Below are 23,332 nucleotides of genomic sequence, written 5' to 3'. Positions count from 1 at the left end.
TCCTTAGCCCCAAAAAGTAAAAAGTATAGCTTACTTTTGTGCCCTTAATTTTAATTTAGAAAGAGATGTACCCGGGCTGGCTTGATACTGAAATGACGATAACCGAACAAGAAATAAATATAACCTCTGCGCTGCTTGAGCGGGAAGTAACTTTAACCATCCTGAAACCCGAAGACAGTGATATTGCCGAACCGCTGAACCTGCTGTTGCTCAACGATGGTCATGAGCTTGAAAACCTGGGGTTAAGAAACACGCTCGAAACATTATATAATACCAATCGCCTTAAACCAGTTTTGGTTGTTGCAATTCATGCTGGTGATAACCGCCTTGACGAATATGGCATTGCCGGCAAGCCCGATTTTAAAGGCCGCGGTGCTAAAGCCGATGTGTATACACAATTTATAAAAGAAGAATTACTGCCGCAGTTGCAACAGCTAACTGGCTTTAATGAATTTGATACCACTGCATTCGCAGGTTTTTCGCTTGGCGGTTTATCAGCTTTTGATATTGTTTGGAACAACCCTGCATTGTTTAATAAAACGGGTGTTTTTTCTGGTTCATTTTGGTGGAGGGGAAAAGACCTTGCCAAAGGCTATACTGATGCAGACAGGCTGATGCACCAGGCGATACGGGAAACTAAAACCAAACCGGCTATCAACGCCTGGCTGCAAACCGGCACCAAAGATGAAACCAGCGACCGCAATAAAAACGGAATTATTGACGCCATTGATGATACTATCGACCTGATCAAAGAAATGGAAGTCAAAGGCTTTAAACGCCCGGACGAAATTCAATATGTTGAAATAATAGGAGGTACCCATGACACCGCTACCTGGGGTAAAGCAATGGCCAAGTTTTTGGTTTGGGCTTTTGGGAGATAAGGTATAGTTTTTGTAAATTAGCTTTATTAAGTTTAAGAACATGGTTAGTGCTGCACTTATAAAAAAGCTTGATCAATTACCACCTGACCTGCAAACTCAGATAGAGAAAGACGTAGATAAGCTTTTGAAAAAGTTTACCAACGCTGAATCATTAAATGATGATCAGTCTGTAAGAGGATATGGAAGTTTGAAAGGGAAAATTTGGATGTCGGAAGATTTTGAGGAGCCGCTTGAGGATTTCAAAGATTATATGTAATGCAATTGCTTATAGATACACAAGCAATCCTTTGGTTCCAGGCTTCTGATGATAGATTATCTAAAACAGCCAAACAACTAATTGAAGATCCCGCTAATCAATGCTATATAAGCATGGCATCGCTATGGGAGATGGCTATTAAGGTTGCTTTAAAAAAGCTTGATATCGAAATTGGCTATGAAAATTTTTATAGCTATCTGATAGGGAAGCAATTTGAGATTCTTGATATAACGCCTTATCATTTAAGTAAATTAACGTCTATGCCCCATCATCACGGAGATCCTTTTGATCGTCTCATTATCTCCCAGGCTATCTCTGAAAATCTTACTATCATTTCGGCCGATCAGCACTTTAAAGCCTATCCGGCGAGCGTTGTTTGGTAAACCTAATGAATTAATTATCAACTATAACTTGTAAACGCTTTATAATCTCATATATTAAGCGTACCTTTGCGCCAAATTTTAGGGAGCATTTTCATGCAAAAAATAAGAAATATCGCAATCATTGCGCACGTTGACCACGGTAAAACTACTTTGGTTGATAAAATTCTGCACAGCTGTGCCATTTTCAGGGACAATGAGCAAACCGGAGAGCTGATCCTCGACAACAACGACCTTGAACGTGAGCGTGGTATCACCATCGTTTCAAAAAACGTATCTGTAAGGTATAAAGATGTTAAGATCAACATTATTGATACCCCTGGTCACGCCGATTTTGGTGGCGAGGTTGAGCGTGTATTGAAAATGGCCGATGGTGTATTATTACTTTGTGACGCTTTTGAAGGTGCAATGCCTCAAACTCGTTTCGTAACTCAAAAAGCTTTGGCTTTAGGCCTTAAGCCAATTGTGGTTGTAAATAAAGTTGATAAAGAGAACTGTCGCCCTGAAGAAGTTTACGAACAAATATTTGAATTATTCTTCAACCTTGAAGCTACCGAAGAACAACTGGACTTCCCGGTTATCTACGGTTCATCAAAACAAGGCTGGATGAGCACAGATTATAAAAAACCAACGGAAGATATCTTCCCGTTGATGGACGCTATTTTGGAGAACATTCCACCTGCTCCAATTGCTGAAGGTACGCTGCAAATGCAGATCACTTCGTTAGATTATTCATCTTTCGTAGGTCGTATCGCTATCGGTCGTGTTGCCCGTGGTACTATCAAAGAAAACCAGCCGGTATCTTTGGTAAAACGCGATGGCACTATCCAAAAATCAAGGATCAAAGAACTTTACACATTCGAAGGTTTGGGTAAAGTAAAAGCTACCGAAGTAAAATCTGGTGATATCTGCGCTGTAGTTGGTATCGATGGTTTTGATATCGGTGATACTATTGCTGATTTTGAAAACCCAGAGCAATTAGAGGTTATCAAAATTGATGAGCCAACAATGAACATGTTGTTCACCATCAATAACTCACCTTTCTTTGGTAAAGAAGGTAAATTTGTTACCTCACGTCACGTACGTGACCGTCTGTACAAAGAGATGGAGAAAAACCTGGCGCTTAAGGTTGTTGAAACCGAATCGCCTGATTCATACCTCGTGTATGGCCGTGGTATCCTTCACTTGTCGGTATTGATCGAAACTATGCGTCGTGAAGGTTACGAGTTACAGGTAGGTCAGCCACAGGTTATCGTTAAACACATTGATGGTGTAAAATGCGAGCCGGTTGAAACCCTGATAGTTGACGTTCCTGGTGATGTTGCAGGTAAAGTAATTGAATTGGTAACACAACGTAAAGGTGATTTGTTAATTATGGAGCCAAAAGGCGACTTGCAACACTTAGAGTTTGAAATCCCTTCACGTGGTATCATCGGTTTACGTAACAACGTGCTTACCGCTACTGCGGGTGAGGCTATCATGGCACACCGCTTTAAAGCTTATGAACCATGGAAAGGCCCAATCCCAGGCCGCTCAAACGGTGTATTGATCTCAATGGAAAAAGGTAACACAACCGCTTACGCGATTGACAAACTGCAGGATCGTGGCCGTTTCTTCGTTGATCCGGGTGTTGATATTTACGAAGGTCAGATCCTTGGTGAGCACATCCGCGATAACGATTTGGTGATCAACGTTGTTAAAGGTAAACAGTTAACCAACATGCGTGCATCAGGTAGCGATGATAACGTTCGTATCGCGCCGGCTATCAAATTCTCATTAGAAGAATCAATGGAGTATATCCAGGCCGATGAGTACATCGAAGTTACGCCGCAAAGCATGCGTTTACGTAAAATCTACTTAACCGAAAACGAGCGTAAAGTAAACGCTAAAAGGTTTGTTAATCAATAATTGATTATAATATGTTTTTTGGAAGCCCCTCTGATTATTCGGAGGGGCTTTTTTGTTTATTGGCAGATACAGGGCACCTATGGAGCCGAAAGCGGCTTTTGTATTTGCTATAGACGCGTCACTCCTCCGGAGTGTAGAACGCTGAAGATAAAGCCTCCGTTAAGAAAAATCCCCCGGAGGGGGTAAAGGTTTGTAGCAATAGCGTATTTAAAAGCAACCGTGCCAGAGGTACGGAACACCGGGGTTGTGTACCTCTGGCAAACTAAAAGTTAGATAGGTTATTCCTACAAATCTTCTGCACCTCTGGAGCGGCCTGGCGGTCTCTCAGTCTAATGATATTTGTTGCTTACATAAATCTTTATTGAATTTGCTACCTTTAATTTTATGGAACATTACGATAACCGAATTGATGCCTATATCGAAAAATCGCCCGATTTTGCAAAACCAATTTTAAATTATCTGAGGGCTGTAGTACACGAGGCCTCACCTGCAATAGTTGAAACCATGAAATGGAGTATGCCATTTTTTGATTACAAAGGTGTGGTCTGCAATATGGCCGCTTTTAAACAGCATTGCTCGTTTGGCTTTTGGAAAGCATCGTTATTGTACGATCCGCAAAAGATATTGAGCCTGGCCGATCAGGCAGCGGGCAGCTTTGGCCGGCTGACCAGTATTGATGACCTGCCTCCCAAAGAAGTGCTGATCGAATTTATCCATCAGGCCATAATGCTCAATGAAGATAATAAGGTAAGACCAGCCTCTCAGAAGAAAACGCCCGCCCAACGCGATGAATTGGTAGTCCCGGATTACTTCGTGAAATTTTTAGAAGCCCATCCGCAAGCCTGGCTTAATTTGAACCAGTTTAGCTATTCGCAAAAAAAGGAATACATAGAATGGATCACTGAAGCCAAGACCGAAGCCACCCGCCTTAAGCGCATGGAAACCGCCGCCGAGTGGCTTACAGAGGGCAAATCAAGGCATTGGAAATATAAGTAAGAGTAGTAAGCTTATTTCACTTTATCCAGTCTTGTTGGTTTTTCATGAAGCGGACTATAAAGCATATACAACTTACCGGCTTCTTTATGAAAGAAAATCTCATCCCTTTCGTTTTCGTACATGAAAAATGAATCTTTAGCAAATGGTACAAAGGCTATAGGGAGTTGCCCGTTATTTGCGAAATAAAGTTTGTTATCGTTAGTGTATAGTTTGAATTTGCCTTTGGTAGTATCCCCGGCTATAACGTAATTGCCGGTATATTGCTGCAGGTCTTTTACCGGAATACTAATTTCTTTATGCAGTTTGCAATAGGCAAATTTTATTGCGTTTTGCATTACTTGTGCCAGGGCCGCACCATGCCCTGCGTTTGGTGTAATGGCAGTGGCGATATCGAGCCCCTGGCAATGCTGGTTTTCCATGTAGCTTTTAAATTCCTGGATGTTTTTGCTTGTTAACTGCTCAAAAGAACCTACACCTAAAAATACCCGGCTGTTAAGATCATGGTTATTGGCAAAATATTTTTTGGCCGAAGGGATCAGTTCACTGCCACTATTTCCCGGCGCTCCAATAAAGATCATGTTAAACAGGCTGGGATGATCAAATAGAACCATCGTAGTAAACATGCCACCAAAAGAATAGCCGTATAAGGCTTTATTGTCGTTTACACGGTACTTACTTTGTACAAACGGTATTACCTCATGTTCGATAAATGAAATGAATTTTGGGCCGCCGGTTGCCGGGTTCAGGTCGCGGCTGCGCTGATTGGGGCGGTTGCCATAGCCAATGCCTACAATAAGTGCTTCGGTGGTTTCGTAATCCTGCCTGAGCATGTTAAAACAATTCATGGCAACAGTCATGTTCCAGTCGCCATCGGTCATGTACAACACGGGGTATTTGGTTTTGGTGGTATCGTAACCCGGAGGGAAGTGTATGTAGATAGTATAATCATCACCAATAACTGTTGAGTGGTAATCCAATTGCACCATATCTTTATCAGTAAAAGGGGTAGGGGTGTCACTTTTAACCTGGGCGGTTACAGTGTTTTTGGCAAACAAAAGCAAAAGTAGAATTATGCTGAGTTTTAGGTTTTGTTTTAACATGGCAGTTTCGGTTATGTAATTAAGATAGCCTTAATTTACAAAAGGTTACAGCTTTAGTAAAATAAAGGGGAGTGCCAATTATAAGTTACAGAACACCGTGGGAGGATATCCTTTATCTATCGTTTGTCATTTACCTATTTGTAGCCTACCTTTATCTTATAAATATAAAGTATTATGGATACAGAAAAAGCCATTTTAGCAGGCGGCTGCTTTTGGGGAGTAGAAGAATTGATCAGACATTATCCTGGTGTTGTTTCCACGGTAGTGGGATACACTGGTGGTGATGTGCTTAACGCGACTTATCGAAATCATGGAACACATGCTGAAGGCATTGCAGTTGAATTTGATCCCGATAAACTGCCTTATCGTAAGCTCCTGGAATATTTCTTTCAGATCCATGACCCCACTACCCGGAACAGGCAGGGAAATGATATCGGTACTTCTTATCGTTCGGCTATTTTTTACCTGAATGAAAGCCAGAGGGAAGTAGCAAACGCGCTAATAGCCGAAATGGAAGCATCTGGTATTTGGCCGGGAAAAATTGTTACGGAAGTAGTACCTGCAACTGATTTTTGGAACGCCGAAGCGGAGCACCAGGATTATCTTCAAAAAAATCCATATGGCTATACCTGTCACTTTGAAAGGCCTGATTGGAAGTTGAGTTGATTATAAATAAGAAGCTGAATAAATTCTGATACTAATACTGGTCGAAGTTTAGCGATAGCGTAACTTCGACCTAAAACTAATGAAGCATCCTGCTTCAATAGGATGCTTCATTAGATACATAGCCAAAGCAATTCGGTTAAGCTGAAAGCTTAAAACATTTTGGGACGAAGTTACGCTATCGCTAAACTTCGACCAGGAATGTAAAAACGTCATTGCGAGGTACGAAGCAATCCCCAATAAGCAGGTTCGCCCTGTATAGTTCGAGATTGCTTCGTATCTCGCAATGACGTTTTGTTTTGTCCTGAATTATGGAAATCTAAAAATCCAGCGGCCCTAACCTTTTCATGTTTTTCATGATGAGATACTGCCTGTGCTTTAAGTATTTGGTAGGGTTGGTGGCCGACCATTTTAGTGGGCTCGGGAAAATTACCGCTATGGCAGCAGCCTCCTGGCGGGTTAAGTCCGACGCTGATTTATGGAAATAGGCCTGCGAAGCAGCTTCAACACCATAAATGCCGTCACCCATTTCAATTTCGTTCAGATAAACCTCCATAATGCGTTTTTTACTCCAGAAGGTTTCTATCAATACGGTAAAATAAGCTTCAATGCCTTTGCGAAGTATGGAACGGCCTTCCCATAGGAAAACGTTTTTGGCTACTTGCTGTGATATAGTGCTGCCGCCAATCAGCTTTTTGCTGTGCGAGTTTTTTTCAATCGCTTTTTCAATAGCATTAAAGTCGAAGCCGTGGTGTTCCAGGAAAGTTTGATCTTCGGCGGCAACTGCGGCCCGCTTCATATTGTCGGAGATATCGTCAAAGTCCTTCCATTTTTTATCAATCTTCCATTCCTTTCCGGCAGATTTGCGCTGAAAGCCGCGTTCAATCATGAGCCAGGTAAAAGGCGGATTAACAAAGCGGTAAAATATCACACCTAATAAACTCAGCCCGAAAAAGAGGAGGAAAGCCAGTTTAAAGATCCTGAAGATAAGTTTAGGTATGCCGTAATATTTAGAATCCGATTTTGAATTTCGCGCGTTCGACTTCGATTTCTGATTGTTTTTGCTGAAGAACTTTAACACTGTTGTAATATTTCCTTATAAAAAGAGAGGGTACTTTGGTTTGGCAAAGCACCCTTTAAAATTCTAAATTTTTTCCAGAAATCCGAAATAAATATTCTTGATTTCGAATTTCGAATTTTCGATTCCGGATTTGTTTTTAATTAATTTCAATCATAAAAAAACAGGTGTTTTGAATTAACAAAACACCTGTTTTAAGTTTTTCAAAATCCGAAATCTCAAATCCGAATTCCGAAATATAATTATTCCGCTACTACTTCAAACGGAACCTGAACTTTAACTTCTTTGTGCAGGTTGATGTTGGCTACGTATTCACCAACAAATTTTGGCTCCTGATCAAAAGTGATACGACGACGGTCAACGTCAAAACCTTCTTTTTTCAATGCATCAGCAATTTGGATAGTGTTGATAGCACCGAAGATTTTGCCAGTTTCGCCGGCTTTAGCACCAATGTTAAGTTTAACACCTTCTAAACGGGCTGCAATAGCGTCAGCATCCTTACGGATTTTTTCTTGCTTAAATTGAGCTTGTTTAAGGTTTTCAGCTAAAACTTTACGTGCACTTTCAGTAGCTAATATGGCGTAACCTTTAGGTAAAAGGTAGTTACGGCCATAACCTGGTTTCACATTTACGATATCGTCTTTATCACCCAGGTTTTTTACATCTTGTTTTAAAATAACTTCCATTTCTTAAATCTCCTATTATTTTAATGAATCTGTAACGTAAGGTAATAAACCGATGTGACGGGCACGTTTAACAGCCTGAGCCACTTTACGCTGAAATTTTAATGAAGTACCGGTTAAACGACGTGGTAATACTTTACCCTGGTCGTTAATGAACTTTAATAAAAAGTTTGCGTCTTTGTAATCGATATACTTGATACCGTTCTTTTTGAAACGGCAGTATTTTTTACGGTTATCCTCCACTTTTGGAGCGGTAACGTATTTAATTTGTTCGTTAGCCATTAGTTTGCTGCCTCCTCTGCTTTAGCTGCTGGTTTTTTGTTAAAAGCACCGCTGCGTTTTTTGTCATTGTAAGCAATGGCATGTTTGTCCAAAGCAATGGTCAGGAAACGCAATACACGCTCATCGCGCCTTAACTCTACCTCCAATTTGTTAATTAATTCACCCGGAGCCTTAAATTCAGTTAAGTGATAGTACCCTGTAGTTTTCTTTTGGATAGGGTACGCTAATTTTCTCAAACCCCAATTATCCTCCTGGACAATTTCGGCTCCGCCATCAGTAAGGATCTTGCTGTATTTGGCATTTGCCTCTTTAGCAATCTCTTCTGAAAGCAACGGGGTTAGAACGATCACGATTTCGTACTGTTGCATTATACTTGATTTTTAATTATTTACCCGCTATAACGGGGCTGCAAATGTACAAATAGTTTTTTAATTTTCAAATGAGTGTTGATATTGGTTAATAACTATTTACGCGCTTTTTTAAAACTTATAAGGTAATGTGCCGTTCTATCCTAAAAAACGTATAGCTATGCAGTTGTTAACAGACTTAACCGGTGTAGAAAATTCACAAACGCTTTCTTTTGATGAAATTCTGATGTACGGCGGAGGTGATGAGCCTCTTGAAGGTGATTGGGATGACCAGGAAGATGAAGATTTTGACGACATACTTGACGATAAAGAAGATCTGCATGAAATACAGGTTGATGATGATATGGGCGAGCCAGACCCGGAAGATGACGATCATTTACCTGATGACGATTTTTAAATAGTTTTTTTGACAATGAAGAGCTTAACTGCTTATTGCACGGCGTATAAGCTTTAAAGCGTATTTAGTATTTATTACTCCACATATTGCCGTTTACAGGCAAGGGGATAGTTATTTCCTAAACTGTCCTTTATCTGCTAAAATCTGAAACAAAAAGGCTTGGTACATACCTGGCTTTGGTATGCTTTTTATTTCGTAAGGATTTAAATTTTTTCGATCTGACTTTCATGTATTTAAACAAATAGTTAAATTTAATTATTGGTTTAATTTAGATTATTGAATTGAATTAGATATATTGTGATAGTTATGTGTTTTTATTGCTGTTAATGATGTGATTTTAACAATGAAATAACATTATTGTTAATAAAAGTTCATTTTTCGTTATTTGAAATTAATCGTTTGCCGAAACTATCTATCTATGAAAAAGCTATTTGTTTTATTGCCACTACTTGCGTTTGTTTTTTTTGCGAGAGCACAAGATCAGAATGTGCACATTAGTTTGGAAGCCCAGGGTATTGCCACCACCAATAACGTGGTCCCGTTTTGGTTAAGGGCAAATCAGTTTGGAAGTGTTCCGCTGTCAGGAGGTTCCGGTAGCTTGATTGGAAAAATCAGGAAGGATTATGATACAACAAAAACGTTTGGCTGGGGATTTTCATTTGAAGGCCGGGGCAATGCAGGAAAAGATAGCCGCTTTTCGCTCATTGAAGGGGCAATTAAAGCCCATGCAAGTATTTTTGAATTAAAAGCAGGCCGGTCAAAAGATATTGTGGGGCTTGTTGACTCTAATCTGTCATCAGGAGCTTTTTCTATATCGGGTAATGCTTTGGGGATTCCTAAAATAAGCATCAGTATTCCTCATTATTATAGTATCCCCTTTTTTGATAAATTATTTGCCGTTAAAGGTTCCTTTGCAAACGGATATGGCGGTATAATTTCATCAAAATACTATAGGGCCTTAAATGTGAAGAGCTATTACCTTGAAAACTATCTTTATGCCAGAATAGGAAAACCTTCATGGCGGTTTAAATTTGAAGCTGGATATAACCATGAGGTATTATGGGGCGATGAAAAGAAAATTTTTGGGAAGCAATTTGATCTTTCGGGTTCGGAAACTTACTGGTATGTGTTAACCGGTAAAGTATTTTATTCATCAAAAGTAGGTAATCATCTCGGATCATTAGATTTAGGTGGTGAATACAGATTTGATGCGTTTACCCTGAAGTTTTATCGCCAAAGCTTTTATGATAAAGGGGCTTTGTCGTCTCTTGCTAACGTAAAGGATGGCTTAAATGGCATTAGTTTAACTAATAATCAATCCATTACCGGAAATTTTGCCTGGAAAAAACTGTTGTTTGAGTTTTTATACACCGCCGACCAAGCGGGTACTTTAGGGTCAAAAATGACACAATCCGGCGCCGAGGATTATTATAATAATTATGAGTATGTAGAAGGCTGGTCTTACAAAACACTTGCTTTAGGTTCGCCATTTATCACTACATCACTTGACGGACGGGCCAATCTGGGTCGAGACCCCAGGCAGTTTTTTATAAACAATAGACTATATGCATATCATGTTGCGGGACAATTTTATGCTTTCAAATGGAATTATACTGCTAAGATTTCCTATTCGCATAACCTTGGTACTTTTCAAACCGGTAGTGAGCCATTTAGATTAATAAGCGGTCATTTAGTTAAACCAGGTTATCCGGGCGTATTTAAGGCGGTTAATGAACTATCGCTTTATTTGGGGAGTTCGCGGTCATTAAAAAATGGCTATACTGTTGGTTATGATCTGGCTTATGATCATGGAGGGCTGCTTTATAATTCATTTGGTGTTATCCTGAAAGTGTCAAAGTCATTTATGTAATTAAAGCCGGGACAGATATTTATTTGAGATGGTTAGGTTGCAATGTGTAAAAAATTAGCAAACGCGCTCTTTCACCCAATCTAATTTCTCACTACCTTAGCACTTGTGGATAATTTCATTGTTTCGGCCCGTAAGTATCGCCCGGCTACTTTTGAAACCGTTGTTGGTCAGCAACATATAACCAACACGCTCAAAAACGCTATAAAAAATAACCAGCTGGCACAGGCATTTTTGTTCTGTGGGCCGCGTGGTGTGGGTAAAACTACCTGTGCGCGAATCCTCGCAAAAACCATTAACTGCACCAATTTGCAGCCTAATGGCGAAGCCTGCGGCGAATGCCCGTCATGTAAGGCCTTTGAAAATGGAAACTCCTTTAACGTACATGAGCTTGATGCCGCATCAAATAACTCTGTTGATGATATCCGGAGCCTGATAGAACAAGTACGGATCCCACCACAGGCTGCACGTTACAAGGTTTATATCATCGATGAGGTGCACATGCTATCGCAGGCCGCTTTTAACGCGTTCCTGAAAACACTGGAAGAGCCGCCTCATTATGCTATATTCATATTAGCCACTACCGAAAAACACAAGATCCTCCCAACCATTCTTTCCCGATGCCAGATCTTTGATTTTAACCGCATCAGGGTTGAGGATATGGCTAATCACCTGGCTTCAATTGCCGGTAAGGAAAATATCAGTTACGAACCAGATGGTTTGCACATCATAGCTCAGAAAGCAGATGGCGGTTTGCGCGACGCATTGTCGATGTTTGACCAAATCGTTAGCTTTTCGGGTGCCAAAGTAACTTATCGTTCGGTTATTGATAACCTGAACATACTTGATTACGATTACTACTTTAATATAACCGAAAGCCTGCTTAGGGAGGATACCGCCAAAGTATTGCTCTTTTTTGACGAGATCCTTTCACGAGGCTTTGATGGAGCCCATTTTATAGCCGGTCTTTCCGAGCATTTCAGGAACCTGCTGGTTGGGAAAGACCAATCAACGTTAAAGCTGCTTGAAGTAAGTGATGGTATAAAAACGAAATACCTGCAGCAATCGCAACAGTCATCGGTGTCGTTTTTGCTTTCGGCTATGAATATTGCCAACCAGTGCGATATCAGTTACAAGCTAAGTAAAAATCAGCGACTACAGGTTGAGCTGGCGTTGCTCAAGATGTGCCACCTGCCATCGGTATTTAACCTGGCAACCACACCACTCACAGTAACGCCCGCAGCCGACGGGGGATTAAAAAAAAAACCTGATACCTCAGCAGTAACACCTGTAAATAATGCTCCGTCAAGCCCGGCAGTGTCGGTAGTGAGCGAAGCTGTACCAGTTTATAAAACTGCTCCTAAAGAAGTAGCTGCACCACCTGTAACGGCAAAAGAAACACCTCCGGCCGAAAAGCCTAAGATAATAATGCCGTTGCGCAGTACGCTCACGCCTTCATTAACAGGCGAGGTGAAAACGCAGGAGCAACTACTTGAAGAGGAAGACCCTTATTTAAAGGGTGATGACAATGAGGATTTTACTATGGATGCCTTTTTGCAATGCTGGAGTGATTTTGCCGCGTTTGCCAAAAAAGAGGGCAAAAAAAACCTGGTAACTATTTTTACATCAAACGCGCCACGTATGCTAAAACCATATGTTTTTGAGGTAATAGTAGGTAACATGGTGCAGGAAACCACGTTTAGGGATGAAAAACCTCTTATGCTGAATTATCTGCGCAGCACACTTAAAAATTTTACTATTGATGTAAATGCCCGTGTTGATGAATTAAAAATGGTACGTAAACCTTACACTGCTCCAGAAAAATTTCAACATATGGCAACCCGCAATCCGCAGTTATTGGAATTGAAGAGCAGGTTTAATCTTGATTTTGATTAAGGAAAGGTTTGGATACTGAGCCGCAGGTTATATTAAACCAACAACTCAGTATCAATAAAAATATCCCGGTAATTGATTATCTGTCGTTTTTTGGGTATCCTTCCTCATCAAGGTCGTCCCGGTCATCTTCAGGAGTATGAGAAAGGGCGGCATCAACGGGATCAACTTCCACACTTTCGCCGTGATCGATATGCATTCCTAATTCATCTACATCAGTTTCAAGCGAGCGATCTTCGTCAAATTCGCCATCAACATCATAGGGGTTTGCCTCATCGTAAGTAGAGTTAAAATCCTCGCCATTTTTTGCCGTGGTATGATACGGATCGGGGTGGTCATAATCCGGATCATCACTTTTAACATCGTATTCGTAGCTGTTATCGTCCGGATTGTAGTTCAGGTTTTCCTCATCAATGGTTTCACCCAGCTCATCTTTTAGTGTTTCGTCGCGATCAAGCAGATCGTCGTTAAAACCTGCGTCGTCAATTTGATCGTTGTCCATAGGTCTGTGTTTTTATAGTATAAATATACACAGTAAAAACCCTGCCAAAAAAACAAACTGATTAAAAAAAAGATTTTTACCTAAAGCTTAATAATGGATCTGTTTACGGTACGAAGTAACGCCGCCAATAGCAAATTTAAAGCCTAAGGTAACCTGCGAGTAAGCATCATTATGAGCGCCGGCAACGTATCCGTCAAGGTTATCGCCCATAATAAAGTTGTATTGATAGCCCAGGTCAATTTTAACAGAAGGTTGGTTGTAGCTGTTAAAGAATTTAAACTCGTAACCTAATCTAAGGGGTATAAATATTTCATTTGTTTTAGGTTCAAAAGGCAAAACCTGGTTGTTTGCTAATAGAAGAGCGTCATCCGTTCTGTATACAACATTGTTATTAATGTAGCCCAAACCTGATGACAGGTAAAGGTTTTTAAAGGCATTGGCTATGGCGCTTTGCGAATAATCAATTAATTCGCCTGCCTGTACCTGTATTCTGAATGAGTAGGCACTAAAATGATTTTCAAACTGCCTTTGTGTTGTGGTGTTTGGAGAGCCTCCTTTTAACCTGCCTACCTCTACATTAAATACATAATTAATATATGGGCTTTGATTGTAAGTAAAGTTAAGATTTATGGAAGGTGTTGTTTTTAAGGTTTGCACGTCGGCCGAACTGGCCTGGTTAATACCTGCGGCAAAGCCAACATCATATTGTGCGTAGTCAAACCCTATCTGGGCTTTGGCTAAAAACGAAACAGAACACAACAGGATTATAAAGGAGGTTTTTAGTATCAGTTTTATCATAATAAACGTTAACTCCGGCTAAAAGGAGTTTGTTTTATGGTAAGCATTTTGTTTTAGTAAAAATAGCACCAAAGTTTATAAAAACAACAATACCCGTGTTAATAATTGTCATAATAACGAAATGTGTGATTTTTCATTGCATTATTTGATAAAATTCATAAAGTCTATTTTATATATTTGGCCGTTTGTAAAACAAAAACCACATCAGGCATGTCAAAAATAAAAGTAGAAAATCCGGTAGTTGAACTGGATGGAGATGAAATGACCCGCATTATCTGGAAATTCATCAAAGACAAATTGATTACACCGTATCTTGATCTTGATATCAAATACTACGATTTAGGTATTGAGTACCGCGACCAAACCGACGACCAGGTTACTATTGATGCAGCTAACGCTATTAAACAATATGGTGTTGGTATCAAATGTGCTACTATTACTCCCGACGAAGCAAGGGTTGCTGAATTTGGATTAAAACAAATGTGGAAATCACCTAACGGAACTATCCGTAACATTTTAGATGGTACTGTTTTCCGTGAGCCAATCGTTATGTCAAACGTACCTCGTTTAGTACCTAACTGGACAGCTCCTATCTGCATTGGCCGTCATGCTTTTGGCGATCAATACCGCGCTACCGATTTCTTAACTAAAGGCAAAGGCAAACTTACCGTTAAATTTACTCCTGAAGATGGCGGCCCAGAGCAGTCATATGAGGTATTTAACTTTAAAGGTGATGGTGTTGCGTTAACCATGTACAATACCGATGAATCTATCAGAGGTTTCGCCCATGCTTGCTTTAACCAGGCTTTAATGAAAGGTTGGCCTTTATACCTTTCAACTAAAAATACGATCCTTAAAAAATATGATGGTCGCTTCAAAGATATTTTTGAAGAGATCTATCAAAGTGATTACAAACAAAAGTTTGATGCAGCCGGCATTACTTATGAGCACCGCTTAATTGACGACATGGTTGCCTCGGCCCTGAAATGGAACGGTAACTTTGTTTGGGCTTGTAAAAACTATGATGGCGACGTACAGTCTGACACCGTAGCTCAAGGCTTTGGTTCATTAGGTTTAATGACTTCAACCCTGGTTACCCCGGATGGTACTGTAATGGAAGCTGAAGCCGCTCACGGTACAGTAACCCGTCACTATCGCGATCACCAGGCTGGTAAACCAACTTCAACTAACCCAATCGCGTCAATTTTCGCTTGGACAAGAGGTTTGGAATTCCGCGGTATCCTGGATAAAAATCAGGAACTGATTGATTTCTGCAAAGCTTTGGAAGAAGTTTGTATCGAAACTGTTGAAAGCGGCAAAATGACCAAAGATTTGGCCATCACCATTAAACCAAAAGTGGAGCACGGTACCGATTACCTGTACACCGAAGAGTTTTTGGCTGCAATTGACGAAAACCTGAAAAAACGCTTAGGTAAATAATTACCGGCAAGTTTCATATAGGAAAGCCCGTGCATTTAGCATGGGCTTTTTTGTTATACAATATGTTAAGTAAATCAATTTAGCATTTTCAATTATCTATTTAACTCCTAACTTAGCAGTCAAAATACACAACACTATGTCGGCATTATATCCGTTAAAATTCAAAACCATATATAAGGATAAAATATGGGGCGGTCAAAAGATCAAAACCTATTTGCATAAAGATTTTGGCAGCTTGCCAAACTGTGGCGAAACCTGGGAAATATCAGGCGTAAAATCTGATGTTTCGGTAGTAGCATCTGGCGCGCTTGAAGGCGAGTCATTGGCCGATTTGCTGGAGCAATATAAAGACGAACTGGTTGGTAAAAAGGTTTACGATCATTTTGGCAATATCTTCCCTTTATTGGTGAAATTTATTGATGCCAATGATGACCTTTCTGTACAGGTGCACCCTGATGATAAACTGGCAAAAGAGCGTCATAACTCATTTGGCAAAACCGAAATGTGGTATATCATCGAAGCCGATCCTGGTTCGACGTTGATTACCGGCTTTAACCAGGAAATGACCGAGCAAAAATATATTGATGCTTTAAACAGCGGTCATATTATGGATATCCTGAACAGGGAAGAGGCCGTTGCCGATGATGTTTTCTTTTTACCTGCCGGTAGGGTACATACCATTGGTAAAGGATTACTGATTGCAGAAATTCAACAAACATCAGATATTACCTATCGTATTTACGATTTTGACCGTGTTGATGATAAAGGCCAGAAACGTGAATTACATACCGAAGAAGCCCTTGCCGCTATTGATTGCAAACATTACGATGAGTACAAAACTCAATACGAGCCTAAAAAGGATGAAACAGTAAAGCTGGTTACCTGCCCTTACTTCACAACCAATGTGCTTGACTTTGATGAAAGTACATCTAAAGACTATTCGGCCCTGGATTCATTTGTTATCCATGTTTGTGTTGCAGGCGGTTATACTGTAAAATATAATAACGAGGCATATGCCGTTAAAATGGGCGAGTGTATCCTGTTGCCAAAAAGCATTGATAAAATTGAATTGGAAACAACCGGTGGCTTTAAAATTCTGGAAAGCTACATTGAATAATTAACACGTATACACCTGCATGTATAAAAAAGAATAACCTTTTTTAGCCTTATCCTAACAGTATTGTTTGCCGGTAATAGCTGCAAAAAGGAAAACAGTAATCCCAAAAGCGCATATGCTGGTAAATATGTGCTTATATCTAAAGCCGATTTTGACACCAGCACGGGTGCTTCCGAAACGTATACAAGCACAGCTTCGCCATGTTTGAGCGATAACCAAACTACGCTTAAAGACGATGGAACCTGGGCGGGGGGCTACGTAGGAGCGGAAGATTGTTATGTTTCAAGAACACCGAATAGCGTTACTATAATAGGGGCAAAAGGTGATGCCGCCGCAGGCCAGTGGGTGATGAGTGGCAGTAACAGGATAAAATTTACCGTTTCGGGCAACAACGCCTCATATGGGCAATTGAGTAATGTGGGCGGAAAAGTTCAGCTTACCTTTAAAGATACCTCTCAAAACTTTATATCCACATCGGTTTTGGTAAAACAATAAAAAGCAATACGGAACATCATGTTCCGTATTGTCTTATTCTTTCGTTTGCCTGATACTGGGTTTGAGAAAAAATTTCTGTAAGCTGGCTGATCTTTACAGGCTTAAAAATATAATCGGCAACTTCCGGAATACTTTTAGCCCGGTGGATATCGTTGAGATCAAGGGAGGGGGTCACGATATATACAGTAATGTTTTTCCCTAATTGTGGCTTTAATTTCGCAAATTCATTCATAAACTCCCATCCATCCATTACGGGCATATTGATGTCCAGTAATATGATATCCGGCAATTGTTGATTTTCGTTTGCTTTTTTTAGCGCGTTAATGCCCTCTTGTCCGTTAATAAAGTGACTTAAATTGGTATTTATCCCCTTTATACTTATCAGTTTTTTCAGGCCGTAAACATAAATGCTATCATCGTCTACAATCCAGGTGTTTGTAGGATTTCGCTCTTCAATCATCTCTCCGTATTTGTAAATTATACCAACCTGATAGTAAATTTTGTGCCAACATTTACGGTGCTGTCAACTTTAATGTTACCGCCTAACGCTTCAACCTGGTTGCGGGTTATAAACAAGCCAATTCCCTTGGCGTCACTGTTGTTATGAAATGTTTTATACATTCCGAAGAGCTTGTCGCCATACCGTTCAAGATCGATACCCAGGCCGTTATCTTCAAAAATAAGATATATGTGGTTTCCTTCGGCCAGCGTGTAACATTTTATGATGGGTTGCCTTTCCGGGCTGCTATATTTTAACGAGTTGGTAAGCAGGTTTTGCAAAATGCTTTCCATATAAGCCGGGATATAACTGATTTCACGGCATTGGGAAAAGTCCCATTCAACACGGGCGTTTATAGCTTCGATGTTATTTTTTAAAGCCGAGCAAATAGTCCTGAACATCGGCTCCAATTCAACTACCTTCCGCTCCTTGGTGATTTCGGTCTGGATTTTAACTATTTCATTAATATGCTCAATGGTTCCATCCAAACTTTCACTTATAGCTTTGATGTGCGAAAAGATCTCCTCCCGCTCTTCCCGGGCGTCTGCCTGCTCAAACAGGTTCACCATAAACTGAAGGTTCCCGGTATGCGAACGGAGATTATGCGATACGATGTACGCGAAGTTTTGCAAACGGCGATTCTGGTCGGTAAGCAGATTTATGGATTGCTCCAGCTTAAGCAGCTTTCTTTTTTCATTGTCGATATCCTGAACAATCCCTTTAATAGCGGTGCATTTGCCAAAATGGTTAATTACCGGTACAGCTTTCACTTTCAGCCAAAGCATATTGTTTTTGGCCGATCGTAAAAGCAGATCGATATCAAAAGGCCGACTGTGGTTGATAGTATTATTAATAGCGTTTTGTAAAACCGGGCGGTACGGAGGCTCAAAAAAGCTGATAAATTCTTCAACACTCAGGTTTAAGTGGTTCTGGAGATCAAACAACTCATAAACCTGTTTTGACAATACAATGGTATTAATGTTTTGCGTGTCAATTTCCCAAATGCCCAAGCGTGCTGTTTTAAAGGCGTCGTCATGAGTAGCCTGATTATGGGCCGATAATAAGTCGTTATGCTTGTAGCGGTTGATATTTATAAGCGAACCGTAAACGATACTGCCGTTTTCGTCATCCTGCTTCCTGATGGTAGTTTCAAACCATTGGTAGCCATTTTTTTTGGTTAAAAAACGTAACTGAAGGGGAGGGGTATCGTCGGTTATCCTGTTGTTGATAGCGTTGGTAAAAGCAGGCTTATCGCCATGGTAAAGCAGGTGCTCAAAAAAAGTATTGACAGAACATTCAATTTCATTGAACTGATAGCCTAATACAGTATAAAAGCCAGTCGACCATTTTACCTCCCTGGTATTGAAATTATATTTCCAAATACCCGTATCCAGATCATTGATCAAAGGGGTAAGATGAATATCATCGCCAGAAAGTTTACCCTTTTCCGAAAAACTCATATCAACAATCCGTTCACTAATTCAATTTGTTTTTTGACACGTGCTTATTATTAAAATATGTGCCATGATTTGAAGTTTTTTAACTTACAACTACCAGTTGTTTTGTTGTTATATTCTTCTCAATCATTATTCCACATTTGCTCAGCCTCAAATATAATATTTTTGATACTTTATAATGTATTCTTTTACTGGTAATTACGGTTTTTAGAATATTTGGCTATATGTACTCCTAATTGAAGTATTATTTTGTAAAAGAGCCATCAAAGAACCTAAACTTTGTTTAAATACACTAAAAGTTGAAGATATTCCCTATAAAATACTTTGACGTAATTTGATTGTAAAAATAGCGGGCACTAAGTTAGTGAATATGGGTGAACTATTATTGGGTATTATAATGTCCTATTTTACAGGCAACTTGGGCGTTTTTAATTATGTAGAAAAATATTATCAAACTTATTTGCTTATTAGTTCATCTATTGCACTTTTAGCTATCCACTTGGCCGATTTGGAGGATTGGTTATAAATATTTCTTGCAGTGTTAATAGCATTAACTTTTAATATATTATTCCGTTTGCCTATTTGGCGTAAGGCCCAGTTAATAGCCTTTTTAACAAAGTTGCGGTTATCCCAGGCTTCCCTTTCCATAATAGGGAACAGGTTCAGGAAAACCTCATCGGGTGCGGTTTTATTGTGTATGGCGTATTCGGCCATCAGCACAAAGCCCGTGCGTTTTACAAACTCCTCCTGGTGGCTGCTATATTCAACAGCTTTATCAATAGCAAATGGAGTCCTGTCGAAAAGATTACCGCAAACCTGGTCGCAAATATCCCAGGAATAAAAGTCGCCAGCCCATTTATCCATAAGTTCGGGCGTTACCTGTTTGGGCTCAGCAATCATTGATGCCAGCATCCTGGCCTCATGTATTTGAGTATCCCAAAGCGCCAGGGCCAACTCATGATCTTTTTTAATGATTTTGGCAAGCTTACGGATCTCGGGCAGCTTTACACCCAGAGCCCGCGAACTGTCGATACCAAAGCGGGCCATGCCTTTTAAGTAGGTGGCATCGGCCTTTTCTTTAAGCTGTTCAAGTACAAATGCTACGGCATCCATTTAATTAGTCATGCTTTTCTTTTGGAGGGTATTGTGAATAGGCACAACCTGCATCAGCGCCGCGCTGCAATAAAAAGGGTGCAGTTCCAACACTAAAGACCCTGCCTTAATAGCCGGGTCTGTTTCGGTAAGTTTTTTAGCTTCTTCTACAGTCTCTACATTAAAAATGAAAATGCCGCGTAAAGGCTGGTCATCCAAAAACGGACCTGCAACAACCAATTTACCTTCGGCAGCAAGCCTGCCAATATTTTTAAGATGCGCCATTTGCAACTGCATGTTAGCCGCCGAATCTTTTAGCCGGGTAGGCCCTTCTTTTAGGAAAGCCATTACGTATTTTTTCATGCCGTAATCATCGGCCCCAGTTTTTTAGCCAGGGCGGCATCATAAACGGGTTTGGCCGCAGGGCCGCTTTGGGCTAAGCAGTTAAGGCTTAATACAGCAGCGGTAATAATGAGTAAAGCTTTTTTCATAACATGATTATTGGTTATATCAAATATAACCTAATGCCAACCAAATAAAAAGCCGGGTATTGGCCCGGCTTAAAATCTATTTATGAACATATAGTTATGCTAATTGCCAAACTTTTTACCGGTTCCGCTTTTTTCATAAAAGGCTTTATAGTCTTTGATATTCAGCATATCATAAATGGCCTGCTTTTTATCCGTGCTGTTATCATAGTAACCTTTGCAAATCTGGTAACCAACCCAATAACCCAGATCGGCGGGTTTATCAGCCGTTTCCTGGTTCGAGTTGGCTATCCAGTTGTAGCCTCGTTGTAAGTACATTTCTTTTTCAAAATCGGTCCATATTTGCTTTTCGCGACCTTTTGCCCATACATGTAGGCGCTCATTGGCCGTGTGGCCTGATATCAGTTCGCCTAAAAAATCCGCCATACCTTCAACCAAAACTGCCCTGAGTAAAGTGGTATCACCGCCTAACATACCGTCCTGGTTAAAGTGGATAAGTTCGTGCGCTACAAGGTTGGGGATGTAGTCAAGTTTGCCAAAATTGTTGTTTTCCCAGAGATTAAGTTCACTAACAGGAATATCAGGTGTGCGTACAGCCTGGTCAAGCCCGATAAGCAGCCCGTTATCTGTTGATGTGCCGCCAGATGAAAAGGCGCCGATAACAAAATAAACATCGGGGAATTTGGCTTGCGGATAAAGCTCTTTCAATTTTACAAACGACGCCGTCATCTGCGGTTTTTGTTCATCAACTGTATAAGTGTTTTTGCGGATAGCAGCATAAAACTTTGACTTTTTATCGTGCCCCTTTACAAAGTAATTCATGTGCACAACTTTAATGGCAAAGTAATCCTGCAAGCCCGGCGATCCGGGGTCAACGTAGTATTTCCTGTAAATTTTAAGACGGTTGGCTGTATCTTTTTGAGCCCGGTCATAAGCTGTCCAGAAGTTTTTAATATCGCTGGTTACCAGTTTGGCTTTTAAAGGATCATCGGTAAATCCTTTGGGTTTCTTTTCTACCGAGCTAACCAGCGGCCGCCATTGAGGCATTTGATGCAGTGAATTCAGGTCTGAATCTGTTATCAGGTGCGCCGCGTTTTTGTAACCACTATTTACAGCCAGTTGTAAAATGATCATAGCGCTATCGGCTTTGCCCGATAGTGCATAGCAACATGCTGCATTATAATAATCATTGGTGGCCGAAGCTTTAAATTCGGCTTGTTTGGCCGATTGCAGGTAGCAATTTCCGGCATGGATAAAGTTTTTTGCCTCGTACAGGCTATCGCCTTTGCTGCTCAGGCTTTTTTGTCCAAATACTGCAGAGCATAGCAGCATAAAGAAAAAGGTCAGGTATTTATACATGGGCTAAAAATAACAAATTGCAACAAAAAAGCCGGGCAACGCCCGGCTTCTAATCATAAATCACTATTTAAAAAATCCGAAATCCGAAATAGAAATTCCGAAATCAAAGGTTCCCCCTTGCTTCCTGTTCGCGTTCAATAGCTTCAAACAAAGCTTTAAAATTACCCGCACCGAATGATTTGGCACCCTTGCGCTGAATGATCTCGAAGAAGAGTGTCGGCCTGTCTTCAACCGGCTTGGTGAAGATCTGCAGCAGGTAGCCTTCGTCATCACGGTCAACCAAAATACCTAAGTGCTTTAAAGGTTCAAGGTCTTCGTCGATGTGGCCTACACGATCAATCAGATCATCATAATAGGTAGATGGTACCTTTAAAAATTCAACGCCACGGCTTTGCAGTTCGGTAACCGTAGCTACAATATCATGGGTAGCAAGAGCGAGGTGTTGTACGCCTTCGTCTTCGTAAAACTCCAGGTATTCTTCAATCTGCGATTTCTTTTTGCCTTCGGCCGGCTCATTGATCGGGAATTTTACATAGCCATTCCCGTTGCTCATCACCTTACTCATTAAAGCTGAATACTCGGTTGAGATCATTTTATCATCAAAGGTGAGGATATTCCTGAAGCCTAAAACTTCTTCATAAAAATTAACCCACTCATTCATTTTATGCCAGCCTACGTTGCCTACGCAATGGTCAACATATAGTAAACCTGTATCGGTTGGGTTAAAGGCATTTTCCAGTTTCTGATAGCCGGGCAAAAACAAGCCATTGTAGTTTTTACGTTCTACAAACATGTGCACGGTTTCGCCATAAAGTTTGATACCGCTGGTACGTACCTCGCCATGCTCGTCAGTTAAAGTTTGCGGTTGCTGATAGGCTTCAGCGCCACGTTTGATGGTTTGCTCAAAGGCATCATAGGCGTCATCAACCCAAAGGGCCAGTACCTTTACGCCGTCGCCATGTTTTTTGATATGCTCGGCAATTGGATGGTTGGAGTGCAGGGGAGTAGTAAGCACAATCCTGATTTTGCCTTGTTGTAAAACGTATGATGCGCGGTCGCGTACGCCGGTTTCAGGTCCTGCATAAGCCAGGTTTTGAAAGCCGAAAGCGCTTTTATAATAATGGGCTGCCTGCTTGGCGTTACCCACATAAAATTCAACGTAATCCGTGCCGTTAAGGGGCAGGAAATCGGTTGTAGTTTGTTGTTTATCTAAAGTTTGAGTAGTCATTTTAATTAAATTAAATATGTCATTACGAGGAGGAACGACGAAGCAATCGCATGCTATACAGGGCGAATATGCTTCCGTGCGGTTGCCACGCTTCGCTCGTAATGA

General features: G+C 40.6%; 26 protein-coding genes. 12 read left to right on the top strand and 14 right to left on the bottom strand.

All coding sequences use genetic code 11. From position 1 onward, the window contains the following. Positions 1-65: 65 nt before the first annotated feature. The 5 genes from EAH55_RS21320 to EAH55_RS21300 all read left to right on the top strand — a co-directional run bounded on the left by EAH55_RS21320 (position 66) and on the right by EAH55_RS21300 (position 4,421). Positions 66-881: an alpha/beta hydrolase gene (locus tag EAH55_RS21320; RefSeq protein WP_121811448.1), complete on the top strand. Its 816-nt coding sequence runs from the start codon at positions 66-68 to the stop codon at positions 879-881. A 40-nt stretch (positions 882-921) separates the two neighbouring features. Beyond that, the gene (vapB, locus tag EAH55_RS21315) at positions 922-1,137 is read left to right on the top strand and encodes a type II toxin-antitoxin system VapB family antitoxin (protein ID WP_112575961.1); all 216 of its coding nucleotides are present in this window, start codon (positions 922-924) and stop codon (positions 1,135-1,137) included. Then, positions 1,137-1,520 carry a type II toxin-antitoxin system VapC family toxin gene (locus EAH55_RS21310; protein WP_112575960.1) on the top strand — a complete coding sequence of 128 codons (384 nt, stop codon included), beginning with the start codon at positions 1,137-1,139 and terminating at the stop codon, positions 1,518-1,520. Before vapB ends, EAH55_RS21310 begins: the two co-directional genes overlap by 1 nt. A gap of 93 nt (positions 1,521-1,613) precedes the next feature. Next, entirely contained in the window at positions 1,614-3,425 is a 1,812-nt protein-coding gene (gene typA / locus EAH55_RS21305) for a translational GTPase TypA (protein WP_121811447.1), read from the top strand. Between the two features lie 384 nt (positions 3,426-3,809). Continuing rightward, positions 3,810-4,421 (top strand): YdeI/OmpD-associated family protein, encoded by a 612-nt coding sequence (locus EAH55_RS21300; RefSeq protein ID WP_121811446.1) that lies wholly within the window; start codon positions 3,810-3,812, stop codon positions 4,419-4,421. 11 nt (positions 4,422-4,432) lie between these two features. On the opposite strand, the gene EAH55_RS21295 is transcribed toward EAH55_RS21300, so the two are convergent. After that, complete coding sequence (locus EAH55_RS21295) at positions 4,433-5,521, bottom strand: alpha/beta hydrolase (RefSeq protein ID WP_121811445.1); 1,089 nt, start codon at positions 5,519-5,521, stop codon at positions 4,433-4,435. Between the two features lie 174 nt (positions 5,522-5,695). On the opposite strand from EAH55_RS21295, the gene msrA reads away from it, so the two are divergent. Then, positions 5,696-6,187, top strand: a complete 492-nt coding sequence (msrA, locus tag EAH55_RS21290) for a peptide-methionine (S)-S-oxide reductase MsrA (protein ID WP_121811444.1) — start codon at positions 5,696-5,698, stop codon at positions 6,185-6,187. A 316-nt stretch (positions 6,188-6,503) separates the two neighbouring features. Here msrA and mtgA read toward each other — a convergent pair whose 3' ends face one another. The 4 genes from mtgA to rpsF form a co-directional block, all read right to left on the bottom strand. Next, positions 6,504-7,172, bottom strand: coding sequence for a monofunctional biosynthetic peptidoglycan transglycosylase (gene mtgA, locus EAH55_RS21285; RefSeq protein WP_394339793.1), 669 nt, complete (start codon positions 7,170-7,172; stop codon positions 6,504-6,506). A 332-nt stretch (positions 7,173-7,504) separates the two neighbouring features. After that, the gene (gene rplI / locus EAH55_RS21280; protein ID WP_091218124.1) at positions 7,505-7,948 is read right to left on the bottom strand and encodes a 50S ribosomal protein L9; all 444 of its coding nucleotides are present in this window, start codon (positions 7,946-7,948) and stop codon (positions 7,505-7,507) included. Positions 7,949-7,963: 15 nt separating this feature from the next. Then, positions 7,964-8,227 (bottom strand): 30S ribosomal protein S18, encoded by a 264-nt coding sequence (gene rpsR, locus EAH55_RS21275; RefSeq protein WP_022833472.1) that lies wholly within the window; start codon positions 8,225-8,227, stop codon positions 7,964-7,966. Beyond that, positions 8,227-8,595, bottom strand: a complete 369-nt coding sequence (gene rpsF, locus EAH55_RS21270) for a 30S ribosomal protein S6 (protein ID WP_114938915.1) — start codon at positions 8,593-8,595, stop codon at positions 8,227-8,229. Before rpsF ends, rpsR begins: the two co-directional genes overlap by 1 nt. Positions 8,596-8,755: 160 nt before the next feature. Between rpsF and EAH55_RS21265 the strand changes: the two genes are divergently transcribed. From EAH55_RS21265 to EAH55_RS21255, 3 genes are all read left to right on the top strand, one after another. Continuing rightward, positions 8,756-8,992, top strand: coding sequence for a hypothetical protein (locus EAH55_RS21265; RefSeq protein WP_162996997.1), 237 nt, complete (start codon positions 8,756-8,758; stop codon positions 8,990-8,992). Positions 8,993-9,410: 418 nt separating this feature from the next. Beyond that, positions 9,411-10,862 (top strand): capsule assembly Wzi family protein, encoded by a 1,452-nt coding sequence (locus EAH55_RS21260; RefSeq protein ID WP_121811442.1) that lies wholly within the window; start codon positions 9,411-9,413, stop codon positions 10,860-10,862. Positions 10,863-10,967: 105 nt separating this feature from the next. Continuing rightward, on the top strand, positions 10,968-12,755 hold the full coding sequence (locus tag EAH55_RS21255; protein ID WP_121811441.1) for a DNA polymerase III subunit gamma/tau: 1,788 nt from the start codon (positions 10,968-10,970) through the stop codon (positions 12,753-12,755). A gap of 76 nt (positions 12,756-12,831) precedes the next feature. On the opposite strand, the gene EAH55_RS21250 is transcribed toward EAH55_RS21255, so the two are convergent. Together EAH55_RS21250 and EAH55_RS21245 are read right to left on the bottom strand one after the other, a co-directional pair. Continuing rightward, the gene (locus EAH55_RS21250; protein ID WP_121811440.1) at positions 12,832-13,254 is read right to left on the bottom strand and encodes a hypothetical protein; all 423 of its coding nucleotides are present in this window, start codon (positions 13,252-13,254) and stop codon (positions 12,832-12,834) included. Between the two features lie 87 nt (positions 13,255-13,341). Beyond that, complete coding sequence (locus EAH55_RS21245) at positions 13,342-14,052, bottom strand: hypothetical protein (protein WP_121811439.1); 711 nt, start codon at positions 14,050-14,052, stop codon at positions 13,342-13,344. 210 nt (positions 14,053-14,262) lie between these two features. Here EAH55_RS21245 and EAH55_RS21240 point away from each other — a divergent pair, with 210 nt between their 5' ends. From EAH55_RS21240 to EAH55_RS21230, 3 genes are all read left to right on the top strand, one after another. Next, positions 14,263-15,492: an NADP-dependent isocitrate dehydrogenase gene (locus EAH55_RS21240; protein WP_112575970.1), complete on the top strand. Its 1,230-nt coding sequence runs from the start codon at positions 14,263-14,265 to the stop codon at positions 15,490-15,492. A 136-nt stretch (positions 15,493-15,628) separates the two neighbouring features. Next, entirely contained in the window at positions 15,629-16,609 is a 981-nt protein-coding gene (locus tag EAH55_RS21235; protein WP_121811438.1) for a type I phosphomannose isomerase catalytic subunit, read from the top strand. A 129-nt stretch (positions 16,610-16,738) separates the two neighbouring features. Beyond that, positions 16,739-17,104 carry a hypothetical protein gene (locus tag EAH55_RS21230; RefSeq protein ID WP_162996996.1) on the top strand — a complete coding sequence of 122 codons (366 nt, stop codon included), beginning with the start codon at positions 16,739-16,741 and terminating at the stop codon, positions 17,102-17,104. Between the two features lie 16 nt (positions 17,105-17,120). Here EAH55_RS21230 and EAH55_RS21225 read toward each other — a convergent pair whose 3' ends face one another. The 7 genes from EAH55_RS21225 to hppD form a co-directional block, all read right to left on the bottom strand. Beyond that, positions 17,121-17,564, bottom strand: a complete 444-nt coding sequence (locus tag EAH55_RS21225; protein WP_121811436.1) for a response regulator — start codon at positions 17,562-17,564, stop codon at positions 17,121-17,123. 17 nt (positions 17,565-17,581) lie between these two features. Further along, a complete protein-coding gene (locus tag EAH55_RS21220; RefSeq protein WP_121811435.1) occupies positions 17,582-19,063 on the bottom strand; it encodes a PAS domain-containing sensor histidine kinase in 1,482 nt (493 codons plus the stop codon). Positions 19,064-19,516: 453 nt separating this feature from the next. Beyond that, positions 19,517-20,173 carry a DNA alkylation repair protein gene (locus EAH55_RS21215; RefSeq protein WP_121811434.1) on the bottom strand — a complete coding sequence of 219 codons (657 nt, stop codon included), beginning with the start codon at positions 20,171-20,173 and terminating at the stop codon, positions 19,517-19,519. Continuing rightward, positions 20,174-20,515: a YciI family protein gene (locus EAH55_RS21210; RefSeq protein ID WP_208644901.1), complete on the bottom strand. Its 342-nt coding sequence runs from the start codon at positions 20,513-20,515 to the stop codon at positions 20,174-20,176. It lies immediately after the preceding gene. Then, positions 20,512-20,643 carry a hypothetical protein gene (locus EAH55_RS31425; RefSeq protein WP_262707309.1) on the bottom strand — a complete coding sequence of 44 codons (132 nt, stop codon included), beginning with the start codon at positions 20,641-20,643 and terminating at the stop codon, positions 20,512-20,514. The genes EAH55_RS21210 and EAH55_RS31425 overlap by 4 nt, the downstream gene beginning before the upstream one ends. A gap of 99 nt (positions 20,644-20,742) precedes the next feature. After that, positions 20,743-21,999 carry a gliding motility protein GldB-related protein gene (locus tag EAH55_RS21205; RefSeq protein ID WP_121811433.1) on the bottom strand — a complete coding sequence of 419 codons (1,257 nt, stop codon included), beginning with the start codon at positions 21,997-21,999 and terminating at the stop codon, positions 20,743-20,745. 103 nt (positions 22,000-22,102) lie between these two features. Beyond that, complete coding sequence (gene hppD / locus EAH55_RS21200; protein WP_121811432.1) at positions 22,103-23,227, bottom strand: 4-hydroxyphenylpyruvate dioxygenase; 1,125 nt, start codon at positions 23,225-23,227, stop codon at positions 22,103-22,105. Positions 23,228-23,332: the final 105 nt, after the last annotated feature.

The sequence above is a fragment of the Mucilaginibacter kameinonensis genome (assembly GCF_003675385.1).
Lineage (GTDB): Bacteria > Bacteroidota > Bacteroidia > Sphingobacteriales > Sphingobacteriaceae > Mucilaginibacter > Mucilaginibacter kameinonensis.
This window is presented reverse-complemented; position numbering and strand designations above follow the sequence as displayed.

Bases quoted from the DNA above. Each gene is read 5' to 3' on its own strand.
- EAH55_RS21320 (WP_121811448.1), top strand. From the start codon at position 66: ATGTACCCGGGCTGGCTTGATACTGAAATGACGATAACCGAACAAGAA.
- vapB (WP_112575961.1), top strand. From the start codon at position 922: ATGGTTAGTGCTGCACTTATAAAAAAGCTTGATCAATTACCACCTGAC.
- EAH55_RS21310 (WP_112575960.1), top strand. From the start codon at position 1,137: ATGCAATTGCTTATAGATACACAAGCAATCCTTTGGTTCCAGGCTTCT.
- typA (WP_121811447.1), top strand. From the start codon at position 1,614: ATGCAAAAAATAAGAAATATCGCAATCATTGCGCACGTTGACCACGGT.
- EAH55_RS21300 (WP_121811446.1), top strand. From the start codon at position 3,810: ATGGAACATTACGATAACCGAATTGATGCCTATATCGAAAAATCGCCC.
- EAH55_RS21295 (WP_121811445.1), bottom strand. From the start codon at position 5,521: ATGTTAAAACAAAACCTAAAACTCAGCATAATTCTACTTTTGCTTTTG.
- msrA (WP_121811444.1), top strand. From the start codon at position 5,696: ATGGATACAGAAAAAGCCATTTTAGCAGGCGGCTGCTTTTGGGGAGTA.
- rplI (WP_091218124.1), bottom strand. From the start codon at position 7,948: ATGGAAGTTATTTTAAAACAAGATGTAAAAAACCTGGGTGATAAAGAC.
- rpsR (WP_022833472.1), bottom strand. From the start codon at position 8,227: ATGGCTAACGAACAAATTAAATACGTTACCGCTCCAAAAGTGGAGGAT.
- rpsF (WP_114938915.1), bottom strand. From the start codon at position 8,595: ATGCAACAGTACGAAATCGTGATCGTTCTAACCCCGTTGCTTTCAGAA.
- EAH55_RS21265 (WP_162996997.1), top strand. From the start codon at position 8,756: ATGCAGTTGTTAACAGACTTAACCGGTGTAGAAAATTCACAAACGCTT.
- EAH55_RS21260 (WP_121811442.1), top strand. From the start codon at position 9,411: ATGAAAAAGCTATTTGTTTTATTGCCACTACTTGCGTTTGTTTTTTTT.
- EAH55_RS21250 (WP_121811440.1), bottom strand. From the start codon at position 13,254: ATGGACAACGATCAAATTGACGACGCAGGTTTTAACGACGATCTGCTT.
- EAH55_RS21245 (WP_121811439.1), bottom strand. From the start codon at position 14,052: ATGATAAAACTGATACTAAAAACCTCCTTTATAATCCTGTTGTGTTCT.
- EAH55_RS21240 (WP_112575970.1), top strand. From the start codon at position 14,263: ATGTCAAAAATAAAAGTAGAAAATCCGGTAGTTGAACTGGATGGAGAT.
- EAH55_RS21235 (WP_121811438.1), top strand. From the start codon at position 15,629: ATGTCGGCATTATATCCGTTAAAATTCAAAACCATATATAAGGATAAA.
- EAH55_RS21225 (WP_121811436.1), bottom strand. From the start codon at position 17,564: ATGATTGAAGAGCGAAATCCTACAAACACCTGGATTGTAGACGATGAT.
- EAH55_RS21220 (WP_121811435.1), bottom strand. From the start codon at position 19,063: ATGAGTTTTTCGGAAAAGGGTAAACTTTCTGGCGATGATATTCATCTT.
- EAH55_RS21215 (WP_121811434.1), bottom strand. From the start codon at position 20,173: ATGGATGCCGTAGCATTTGTACTTGAACAGCTTAAAGAAAAGGCCGAT.
- EAH55_RS21210 (WP_208644901.1), bottom strand. From the start codon at position 20,515: ATGAAAAAATACGTAATGGCTTTCCTAAAAGAAGGGCCTACCCGGCTA.
- EAH55_RS31425 (WP_262707309.1), bottom strand. From the start codon at position 20,643: ATGAAAAAAGCTTTACTCATTATTACCGCTGCTGTATTAAGCCTTAAC.
- EAH55_RS21205 (WP_121811433.1), bottom strand. From the start codon at position 21,999: ATGTATAAATACCTGACCTTTTTCTTTATGCTGCTATGCTCTGCAGTA.
- hppD (WP_121811432.1), bottom strand. From the start codon at position 23,227: ATGACTACTCAAACTTTAGATAAACAACAAACTACAACCGATTTCCTG.